Here is a 10,441-nt window from a genome sequence, read left to right as displayed (position 1 = left end):
TGAGAATGGCTCTTTCCCTGTCAAACGTGCGTCATGGACTGTGGGGTCCCTGCTTTTCCATGCGGTTGAGCTGCCGGGAGATCTTGGGGAGGTAGATCAGAGCGGATATTGCTCCGGCCACCACTGCCGCCCACAGCAACAGCATCAGCAGTCCGATCACGATCTCAAACCCATTGTCTTGCACCACGTTCATCACTCCTCCTCAGCAGGATGTTGTGCCTGATCTCTACGCCCAGGCACCCGCCGTGCCGAGAGCATGGGGGACGTACGCTTTTCGGCCGAAAAACGTACATCCCCATGACCTCAACGGAGCACAGGCACCTCAGGCGTCGGCTGCGATCAGCTCGGCAGCCCGCTCGCCGATCATGAACACCGTGATGTTGGGGTTCACGGTCACCAGTTCCGGCATCACGGAGGCATCAGCCACGCGCAAGCCCTTGACGCCCTTGACCCGCAGCTGAGGGTCAAGGGGAGCTAGGGCGTCGTCGTCGGCCCCCATGCGCACGGAACCCGCCGGGTGGTAGACCGTGTTGTGGGTGCGGCGGATGTAATCGGCGAATTCCTGGTCCGTCTGCACGTCCGGGCCGGGGAACAGCTCCTGACCGGCCCACTCAGCCATGGGACCCTGCGCCACGATCTCCCGGGCCTTGCGGAAACCGGCGGTCATGATGCGCATGTCGTAGCCCTCCGGGTCCGTGAAGTAGCGGGGGTCGTACATGGGCTTGTCCCGGAAGTCCCGTGAGCGCAGCCGCACGGTCCCCCGGGAGCGGGCGTGGGTGACGTTGGGGGTCAGGCAGAACGCGTTGTCCGAGGTGGGGTAGCCCTGCCGGAAGGTGTGCATGTCAAAGTTCACGGAACCGTAGTGCATCATCAGGTCCGGGCGGTCCGTGTCCGGGTCCACCTGGGAGAACAGTCCGATCTCCCACCACTGGGTGGATTCCGTGACCATGGGTTTCTTGGCCTCCCACTGGATCACACCCTCCGGGTGGTCCTGGACGTTCTCACCAACGCCGGGGGAGTCCACGCGCACCTCAACACCTACTTGGCGCAGGTGCTCGGCGGGACCGATCCCGGAGAGCATCAGCAACTTGGGGGTGTCGATGGCGCCGGCCGAGACCACCACTTCCTTGCGGGCGGTCAGCGCCCGGGCGGTGCCGAACGCGTTGTCCACCACTGACACGCCGGTGCAGGTCTCCCCATCAAAGGTCAGTTCCTTGACCTGTGTCTCTGGCAGCACGTACAGATTGGCGCGCTCGTCCTGGATCGGGTGGATGTAAGACACCGACGACGACGCCCGCGTCCCGTCCTCCCGCGCATTGATCTGGAAGAAGTTGGCGCCGTTGAGCACGGTCTTGCCGGTGTTGAAGTCGGCGCGTGGGATCCCGGCCTGCTCGGCAGCATCCAGTACAGCCACACCGCAGGGGTCTGTGGCGGGGACGTTGCGCAACCGGACGGGGCCGTCATGGCCGTGGTGGGCGCCGTCGTCCTGGTTGTTTTCCAGCTTCTGGTACAGGCGGAAAGCTGTTTCCGCGTTCCAGCCGGTGGCTCCGAACTTCTCCTCCCACTCGTCGATGTCCTCGGCCGGTGCCCAGAACGCGATGCATGAGTTGTGGGAGGAGCAGCCACCCAGCACCTTGGCGCGGGCCATGCGCATGAACGAGTTGCCGTTCTCCTGGGGCTCGATCTGGTAGTCCCAGTCGTAGCCGGATTCCAGCAACTCCATCCAGCGGTTCAGTGTGGTGATTTCCGGGATGGTCTTGTCATGGGGGCCGGCCTCGATCAGCGCCACGGTGACGTCCGGGTTCTCGGACAGGCGGGCAGCGACGACAGAACCGGCTGAACCTGCACCCACCACGATGTAGTCGAACTCGGTGGGGATCTGGCGTTCAGTCGATCCAGGGGCGTTGGGAGTCATGATCCTCTTTCTTCCGGTGTCTTCCGATCCATGGGTGGGCACGGTTCAGGCGCTGTGGTCAGTGAACCATCCGGTCACGGCGGGGCGGGTGTTCTGGTAGACGTGCTTGACCTCCTGGTACTCGGCCAACCCATGCTGACCCAGCTCGCGGCCCACGCCTGATCGCTTCATGCCGCCCCATTCGGCCTGGGGCAGGTAGGGGTGGAAGTCGTTGATCCAGATGGTGCCGTGGCGCAGGCGTGCGGCAATGCGCTGGGAGCGCCCGGCGTCCTGGGACCACACGGCACCTGCCAGGCCGTAGAAGGTGTCGTTGGCGATCTCAACGGCCTCATCCTCCGTGGTGAAGGTCTCCACGGTGACCGTGGGACCGAAGGCCTCGTCATGCACACAATCCATGTCCCGGGTGCACTGATCGATGACCGTGGGCAGGTAGTAGTACCCGGATTCCAGGTCCAAAGTGCCATCTGCGGACTTTCCCGTGCCAAAGGCGCCGCCGCAACGCACCCGTGCGCCCTGCTCACGGGCGCGCTCCACGTAGGAGTGCACCTTGTCCCGGTGCTCGGCAGAAATGAGCGCTCCGGTTTCTGCCTGGGAGTCGAACGGGCCACCCAGCTTGATCTGCTGTGCGCGGCGGACCAGTTCGTCCACGAACTTGTCCGCAATGGATTCCTCCACCACCAGACGGGCACCGGCAGAACACACCTGCCCCGAGTGCACAAAGGCGGCGTTCAGGGCGTTGTCCACGGCAGCGTCAAAGTCGGCATCAGCGAACACCACGTTGGGGTTCTTGCCGCCCAGTTCCAGGGCCACCTTCTTGATGGTCTTGGCCGCCTCCTGGGCAATCAAGGAGCCGGTGACCAGGCCGCCGGTGAAGGAGACCATGTCCACGTCCTCGCTGGTGGACAGCAGAGCACCCGCCTCAGCACCGGCACCCAGGACCAGGTTGGCCACACCGGTCGGAACACCGGCCTTCTCCAGCACGTCCATCAGCAGAATCGCGGAGTGCGGAGTCAACTCGGCCGGCTTGAGCACAAAGGTGTTGCCCGCGGCCAGGCACGGAGCCACCTTCCAGGCGGCCTGCAGCAGTGGGTAGTTCCAGGGAGTGATCAGACCGCACACACCCACCGGCTCGGTGACCACCTTGGAGACGACCTCTGGCATGCCGGCATCCACCATGCGCCCGGCGTGTTCCGCTGCGATCTTGCCGAAGTAGTCAAAACATGCGGCGATGTCGTCCATGTCCGTCTCGGACTCCGTCAGACGCTTCCCGGTGTCCAGGGACTCGGCCCGGGCGAACTCGTCCTTGCGCTCGCGGATGGCGGCAGCCACCTTCAGGAGGAGATCACCGCGTTGCGCTGCGGGCACGGCGGCCCACTGGCCGTCGTCGTGGGCTTCCCGAGCTGCTGCGATGGCGCGGGCGGTGTCCTGGGCGCAGGCCTCAGCCACCGTGGCCACGAACTCGCCGTTGGCGGGGCAGTGGATGTCCCGGGTCCCGCCGTTGACGGGGGCCACCCACTGGCCGTTGATGTAGAGGGTCTCACTCATGGGTGCGGTCCTTCCGGTTGGAGGAGGTTTCAGGCTCGGGTTGTGCATCGGTGGCCACGGTGGGGATCACCCCGGTGTTCAGGCTGGTGTCAAAGTCCTCTGACTCCCACGTGGGCAAGGCCCGGGGATCCAGTGACAGCTGCGTGGCACTTCCTTGGGAGGAAGACAACCGCAGGAACTCCAGGTGGCGTTCGTAATGGTCCAGGACGTCGTCGATGATCTGATCGCGGCTGTAGTCCAGGATGTCGTATTCGTGCGAACCGGTGTGGGAGAAAACCTCCAACCGCACGTAGGCATCCTGGGTGGGTCGTGAATCGGGGCGGCCGAATGACGGGATGGGCGCAGCAACGGGGTAGAGCTGGTACATGAAGTCGCGCTCCGGTGCCATGTCCACGCGCAGCGTCAGGGAGTCCGTGCCGGCAGCCTCCACAGGCAGACGCTCCACTGTTGCCAGCCCACCTTCCGAGCGAATCTCCCGCTGGATCTCCAGCAGCGCAGGTTCAGCCACCTGGTCCAGGTACCGCGTTGCCTGGGCGGGGCTGGGGTAGGAGGTGGCCCGCCGCAAACGACGGCGCCAGTGACCCTCCGTGCCGCGGCCAGACCTGCCGGCCACGGCCGAGGCCCTGGAGGTGTCCGAGCTGCGCGATTGTGAGATCTCCACTCGCAAGGCTTTCCAGAGGCTGATCATGATCAAGTACATGACCACCGCAAAGGGAAGTCCGATGATCAAGGTGGCGTTCTGCAACGTGGTGATCCCACCCACGATCAACATGGCAAGCGTCAACACGCCGGTGGCCACGGACCAGAAGATGCGCAACCAGGTGGGGCCGTCCTGGCGGGGATCGGCAATGGTGGAGGTGAAGTTGGACATCACCAGGGCGCCGGAGTCTGCCGAGGTGACGTAGAACAGCATGCCGGTCACCGTGGCCACGGCAATGACTGCCGGTGCTGCGGGGAACTGCTCCAACAGGGAGTAGAAGGCTCGCTCCGGTTGGTTCATGGCGACTTCACCAAAGGCATCGTTGCCGCCCGTGACAATGGCCAGCGCACTGTTTCCGAACACGGAAATCATGATCAGGATGAAGGCGAACGGCACGGTCATGGTTGCCACCACGAATTCACGCAGTGTGCGCCCGCGGGAGATCCTGGCCAGGAACAAGCCCACAAATGGCGCCCAGGCGATCCACCAGGCCCAGAAGAACAGCGTCCATCCGGCCATCCAGTCTCCGGCGTCCTCATAGGCAAAGGTGTTCAGCGTCATGCCGCCAAAGCTCGCCACAAAATCGCCCAGGTTGTTCACCAGGGCATCCAGGATGAAAGCGGTCTGACCGGTGGCCAGGATGTAGAGCAGCAGGGCGATGGCCAGAATCACGTTGAGTTCGGACAGGCGCCGGATGCCCTTGTCGACGCCGGACACACAAGAGATGGTGGCCATGATCACGGCCACGGCAATCAGTGCTGCCTGGGCGGCGGTGGATTCCGGGATGCCGAACATTAGGTACAACCCGTAGTTCAGCTGCGCCACTCCAATGCCCAGGGAGGTGGCCACGCCAAAGATGGTGCCCAGAAGGGCTGCAATGTCCACGGCGTCGCCTGCGCGGCCGTACACGCGGCGCCCGATCAGCGGGTAGAGCGCGGAGCGGATGCTCAGTGGCAGGCCGTGGCGGAAGGCGAAGTAGCCAAAGGCCATGCCCATCAACGCATACATGGCCCAGCCGGTGATGCCGTAGTGGAACAGCGTCCAGACCACCGCTTGCCGGGTGGCCTCCAGGGTCTGCCCTTCACCGGACGGCGGGGCGTAGTACTGACTCACGGGCTCGGCCACGGAGAAGAACATCAGGTCAATGCCGATACCTGCCGCAAAGAGCATGGCGGTCCAGGTGAACAGGCTGAACTGCGGGGAGGAGTGATCTGGACCCATTTTGGTGTTGCCCGCGCGTCCGAAGGCCACGATCAGCACGAACACGATCACCACGGTGGAGGTCAGTACGTAGAACCAGCCCAGGTTGGTGGCCACCCATCCCACCACGGACCCAATGGCGGTCTCCGCTTGAACGGGGTCGATCATGGCCCACACGGACACGGCGATCACCACCAGCCCGGTCACGATCAGCACCCACCAGTTGACCAGTGGTGCGGTGGGTACCGCGGAGGTTCGGCGGGGCAGAGCGGGCTCGGGTGACGACGGCGGAGCGTCTGATCCTGCTGCTGACGGACTGGTGGACGCGGACACGGTGCCTCCTGGAAAGGGACTTTCGGAAGGGACGTGATCACTGCTGCAGCGGCTTACGGGAAAGCCTGCTGTGGCAATGAAAAACTCCCACGAAAATCAATCAAGGATTGCACCGCAAAGAGGGCGCAATCCCTTTCAGGAATCCGTGGAGAGCACCATCAGCCTACACAGACTGTGACGTCGGTCAAATGTAAGCAGGCTGTTCTGTGGGTGTCCGGTAGGGGCTCAGAGGCTGATCCGCTGCGGGCCGGTGGAAGCACGGCCGGCGGTGATCCACGCGCGACGGTAGTGCTCCAGGAGTTGATCACCAAGGGCTGACCAGGCCCGATCCTCCACCGTATGGCGGGCAGCCGTGGCAAAAGCATGACGCTTGGCGCAATCCCCCAAGAGGTCTTGGACGTGTGTGCGCAGCTGGCCCAGATTTCCGGGTTCGTACAACCATCCGTTACGGGACTGGTCCACCAGGTCCACGGGTCCACCATGGCCGGTGGCCACCACGGGAACGCCGGAGGCCATGGCTTCTTGAATGGTTTGGCCGAATGTTTCGAATTCTCCGGGGTGAACAAAAACGTCAAAAGAGGCCATCATGCGTGCCAAGTCATGACCTGATTGGAATCCGGCAAAGTGCGCGTTCGGCAGTTGCTGCGCAAGCTGCTCCTGTTCAGGTCCGGAACCCACGATCACCAACCGCGCATCCGTCAGGGAATCCAACACCGCCAGGTCCTCCACCTGTTTCTCCGGGGCCAGGCGCCCCACGTAACCCACCAGCTTGCGGCCACCGCCAACGTCACGGTGCCACTGGTGGTCCCGGTGCTCCGGGTGGAACCGCACAGCATCCACGCCGCGGCGCCACATGATCACCCTTTGCACGCCCCGGCGCTGCAGTTTCCGGATGGATGTGCTGGACGGTGCCAACGTCAGCGTGGCGGTGTTGTGCATGGTTCTCACGTGAGACCACAAGGCGTCCTCAAGGAAACCTGCGCCGTAGCGGGCGGCGTAGCCCGGGATGTCCGTTTGATACACGGCAACACAGGGCGCGGAGATCTGATGGGCGGCCTGAATGGCGCGCCACCCCAACACAAAGGGGGAGGCCACGTGCACAACATCGGGGCTGAATCGAGTGAGGATCCTGCGGACGCGCTGCACCGTGCCGCCAGCCACACGCACATCCGGGTAGCCGGCCAGGGGAACGGCCGGTAGGCGATGAACCTGGATACCGCTCAGTTCGGGGACACCGGCGGCTGTGCCGTCGAAGGACTCCACCACATGGGTCAGCTGCAGTGGATCCGCTGCCGGGGCCACCACCATGACGTCATGTCCACGGTCCTTCATGTGCTCCAGGACCCGGATCACGGAGTGCGTGACACCGTTCATGTGGGGGAGGAACTGTTCTGCAATCACGGCGATTCTCACAATTTCAGCCTGTGAGACGGAGCTGACCCGTGGTTCACCTGCAGGTGGCCTGTTGATGAAAGCCCTGTTAACGTCCCGATGCTCCCGGCAGTGCCCGGCGTGCGACCATAGACGCGATGTCTCACAGCACGCCCACTTCCCCGGACACAGCCTCTCGCCCCACCAGCCGGTGGCGGCCGAAATCGGCACGTCGTCAGCCTGAACGCACCCACGGGCACCAGTCCGCCCAGTACCCCACGGCCTCGGGCGGTGGATCGTCGTCGTCGCGGTCCGCGAGCGGGCCGAGCGTGCCGTGGAGCAAGGGTCTGATTCCCGGCATTGCCATTGCCCTGGGAGCCCTTGTGGTGGTGGAGATCGCCGTGTTGCTGGGAGTGGTGGCCGGTGGCTCCGCAGATCTGTCCTGGGCCACGGGCCTGGGGCTCGGCGCTCAGTTGTGGCTGTTGTCCCTGGGAATCCCGTTGGAAGTCTCCGTGGCGCCCCTGGCAGGTGCTGAGGCCCAAACCGGCGTGGTGAGTTTGGCGCCGTTGGGGCTCAGCGCACTGACGGCGGTCTTGGCGTTTGTGGCAGGGACGCGACTGGCACGTCGGGCACCGTACGGTGCCGGGCTGGCTGCAGCCGTGGTGACCACAGCGATGACTCACGCTCTGGTGGCCTGTGCCGTGGCCGTGGCAACTCAAACCGGCATGGCTCGAGTACACCCGTTGCAGGCCCTGTTGATGGGTGGGCTGATCGTGCTGGTGGCCACAGCAGGTGGTGCCTTGATTGTAGGCGGCACCCCCGCTGCCCTGGTGGGTGCAGCCACGGTGGAGCGGGCGCGGAAAGCCGGCCAGGAGATGCGCTGGGCCGGGTCCTATCTCTGGGCGGTGCTGCGCGCCGCAACCGTTGCGGTGGTGGCTGCTCTGGGCGTGGGGGCCCTGGTGGTGGCCGCTGCCCTGGTGATCGGTTGGCAGCAGGTTGTCACCATTCAGCAGCAACTGGGCTCTGATGCCGCTGGGGACACCGTGTTCTTTGCCCTGCATGCCGCATTGCTGCCCAACTTTGTGGTCTGGGCGCTCTCCTGGGCCTCCGGTGCCGGTTTCTATCTGGGTCAGGGTGCGTTGGTGTCACCGGCTGGAAGCTCGGTGGAGACCCTCCCGCTGCTGCCGATCTTTGGTGCTCTCCCTCCCCAGGACGCCCCCACGGTGTTGGCGGCAGCTCCCGCCCTGGTGGTGCTGTGCGGTGTTCTGGCCGGGTGGTGGTTTGTCCGGGAAGGGGAGAATCACCTGGGCGAGTGGATTGCCATTCGCATCCCCTGGCGCATGATTTCTGCCCCCGTGGTGATTGTGGTGACCGGACTGCTGATCGGTGCAGTCACAGCACTGCTCGTGGCTGCTGTGGTGGCCCTGGCCTCCGGGTCCTTGGGTGTGGGACGCATGGATCTGGTGGGTCCCGGCGTCTGGGAAAGTGCCGCCGTGATCGGTCTGGAGGTGGCCATCGGTGCGGCCCTGGGGGCTGCCGTCGGGCCCTGGGCGGAGCAGGGCCGGGCTGTGCGCGCACCGGTCACGACGACGCCCGCCACCTCACCCACCGCTGCACCCTCAGCCAAGGCGGAACCGAAACCTACGGAAACGCCTGAACCAGCACCAACTTCCCTGCCCGCAGACGCACCGGTGAGGGGTGCCGAACGTGGCACTCAGCCGGACCCGCCGCAGGACGAGCCCGAACAGTCTGCGGGCTCGTCCACCACGGCACCACGCGTGAAGCAGCCCAAGCCCTCCCGCGGTGCGTTGGAACGTGACCGAGAGGAACAACGGCGGGCGGCCATTGAGCAGAAGCAACGACGCCGCATGGAAGAGGTCGACCTCAAAGCGCAGAAACGCTACGCGGCGGCTGAAAAGCGCAGGCAACGGCGCAAGGCAGCCCGGGACAAGTGATTCGGGCCGGTGGTGTGTGAGCAGCCCGGCGGATGTGAGCTGTGTACTCAGTTCATGCCAGGTAGCAGCAGCCCTCGGAGGTCGTCCTCCATGCTCTCCTGACAGGCGGCCTGCCCGGAAATGGTCACGGACTGGGACAGGCACTGCTCATAGCCGGAGACGGTGTCCCAGAACACCAGGCGAATGCCACCGGTCAGCAGGGCGAATCCAGCGACAGCCACGGCCACCATGGTGGCCACCAGGATCAACAACCGGCGCCTGGCACGGCGCAGGCCCAACAGCGCCATGACGGCGAAGACCATGGCAGCCACGCCGGAGACCACGCCGGCCACCGTCATCCACAACGGGCCGGAAGTCATGAACATGGCAGCACCTGCTGCACCCAGGGACAGCAACGCCATGCCCAGTGGCTTGCGCGCAGGATCAGCGTCCGGACCACCCCGGTGCCCCGCTGTGGTGGAGTTCCCGGAGTCCTGGGAGCCATCGGGGCCGGGCGTGGGCGTGCGGGGCGGTGACGGTGGCCTGGACGGTGCTGAACTCATGGACTCAACTCTATGCGGAACCAGTTCCTGCTCAGGGTCAGCGCTGCATCCGGCTGCGTAAACTCACCATCATGCGGATCGTTGCCCTTGTCTCAGGTTCCGGAACCACCTTGCAAGCAGTCCTGGACGCACTGACTGATGGACGGATTCCCGCTCAGGTGGTGGCGGTGGGAGCGGACAAACCCTGCCAAGGCCTGGAGCGTGCCGCACAGGCCGGGGCACAGACCTTTGTGGTGGAACCCGCCGCGTACCTGAACCGGTCGGCTTGGAACCGCGGGTTGCAGGCCGCCGTGGCCGAGCATCAGCCCGATCTGGTGCTGCTGGCTGGATTCATGCGGATCCTGGACGCCGAATTCGTTGCGGCCTTTGCCCCGGACCTGATCAACACGCACCCCGCCCTGCTTCCGTCCTTCCCAGGTGCCCACGGGGTGCGGGACGCCTTGGCGCACGGGGTCAAGATCACAGGAGCCACCGTCCACCGGGTGGTCCCGGAGGTGGACGCCGGGGAGATTTTGGCGCAGGTGGCAGTCCCTGTGCTCAGCGACGACGACGAATCCAGCCTCCATGAACGCATCAAGATGGCGGAGCGGGAACTTTACGTGGAGACGGTGTCCAAGCTGGTGGCCGCCGTAAACTGAAGCAGCCGCTGCAGATGCACGGCGGCACCAGTCCGGCACCGGCCGACACCCACCTGCAACTTCGGGAGCCAAACCTCGTGACCAACGCCCAGGATCGTTCGCCCATCAAACGCGCCCTGATTTCCGTCTACGACAAAACTGGATTGGAGGAGCTTGCCACCGGGCTGAACCGGGCCGGGGTGGCCATTGTGTCCACCGGCTCCACCGCCCAGAAGATCGCCGCCGCAGGTGTCCCCGTGACC

Annotated in this window: 8 protein-coding genes; 2 read left to right on the top strand and 6 right to left on the bottom strand. The window is 64.9% G+C overall.

The window, feature by feature from the left end; genetic code table 11:
* Positions 1-31: 31 nt before the first annotated feature.
* From L979_RS15845 to L979_RS06435, 5 genes are all read right to left on the bottom strand, one after another.
* The gene (locus L979_RS15845; protein ID WP_156125454.1) at positions 32-193 is read right to left on the bottom strand and encodes a hypothetical protein; all 162 of its coding nucleotides are present in this window, start codon (positions 191-193) and stop codon (positions 32-34) included.
* Between the two features lie 129 nt (positions 194-322).
* Complete coding sequence (locus L979_RS06450; protein ID WP_047690635.1) at positions 323-1,915, bottom strand: GMC family oxidoreductase; 1,593 nt, start codon at positions 1,913-1,915, stop codon at positions 323-325.
* 45 nt (positions 1,916-1,960) lie between these two features.
* Positions 1,961-3,460, bottom strand: a complete 1,500-nt coding sequence (locus L979_RS06445) for an aldehyde dehydrogenase family protein (RefSeq protein ID WP_047690632.1) — start codon at positions 3,458-3,460, stop codon at positions 1,961-1,963.
* Positions 3,453-5,693: a choline BCCT transporter BetT gene (gene betT, locus L979_RS06440; RefSeq protein WP_156125452.1), complete on the bottom strand. Its 2,241-nt coding sequence runs from the start codon at positions 5,691-5,693 to the stop codon at positions 3,453-3,455. Before betT ends, L979_RS06445 begins: the two co-directional genes overlap by 8 nt.
* Positions 5,694-5,918: 225 nt before the next feature.
* Complete coding sequence (locus L979_RS06435) at positions 5,919-7,106, bottom strand: glycosyltransferase family 1 protein (protein ID WP_047690630.1); 1,188 nt, start codon at positions 7,104-7,106, stop codon at positions 5,919-5,921.
* Between the two features lie 116 nt (positions 7,107-7,222).
* Between L979_RS06435 and L979_RS06430 the strand changes: the two genes are divergently transcribed.
* The gene (locus tag L979_RS06430; protein ID WP_156125450.1) at positions 7,223-9,019 is read left to right on the top strand and encodes a DUF6350 family protein; all 1,797 of its coding nucleotides are present in this window, start codon (positions 7,223-7,225) and stop codon (positions 9,017-9,019) included.
* A gap of 47 nt (positions 9,020-9,066) precedes the next feature.
* Here the strand turns inward: L979_RS06430 and L979_RS06425 are convergent, their stop codons facing one another.
* On the bottom strand, positions 9,067-9,561 hold the full coding sequence (locus L979_RS06425) for a hypothetical protein (RefSeq protein ID WP_156125448.1): 495 nt from the start codon (positions 9,559-9,561) through the stop codon (positions 9,067-9,069).
* A 71-nt stretch (positions 9,562-9,632) separates the two neighbouring features.
* Here L979_RS06425 and purN point away from each other — a divergent pair, with 71 nt between their 5' ends.
* Positions 9,633-10,199: a phosphoribosylglycinamide formyltransferase gene (gene purN / locus L979_RS06420; RefSeq protein WP_047690638.1), complete on the top strand. Its 567-nt coding sequence runs from the start codon at positions 9,633-9,635 to the stop codon at positions 10,197-10,199.
* The last annotated feature ends 242 nt before the right edge of the window (positions 10,200-10,441 follow it).

The organism is Kocuria sp. ZOR0020 (genome assembly GCF_000800955.1).
GTDB lineage: Bacteria > Actinomycetota > Actinomycetes > Actinomycetales > Micrococcaceae > Kocuria > Kocuria subflava.
Note: the sequence above shows the minus strand (reverse complement) of the source record. Positions and strands in the feature narration are given on the sequence as shown.

Bases quoted from the DNA above. Each gene is read 5' to 3' on its own strand.
- L979_RS15845 (WP_156125454.1), bottom strand. From the start codon at position 193: ATGAACGTGGTGCAAGACAATGGGTTTGAGATCGTGATCGGACTGCTG.
- L979_RS06450 (WP_047690635.1), bottom strand. From the start codon at position 1,915: ATGACTCCCAACGCCCCTGGATCGACTGAACGCCAGATCCCCACCGAG.
- L979_RS06445 (WP_047690632.1), bottom strand. From the start codon at position 3,460: ATGAGTGAGACCCTCTACATCAACGGCCAGTGGGTGGCCCCCGTCAAC.
- L979_RS06430 (WP_156125450.1), top strand. From the start codon at position 7,223: ATGTCTCACAGCACGCCCACTTCCCCGGACACAGCCTCTCGCCCCACC.
- L979_RS06425 (WP_156125448.1), bottom strand. From the start codon at position 9,561: ATGAGTTCAGCACCGTCCAGGCCACCGTCACCGCCCCGCACGCCCACG.
- purN (WP_047690638.1), top strand. From the start codon at position 9,633: ATGCGGATCGTTGCCCTTGTCTCAGGTTCCGGAACCACCTTGCAAGCA.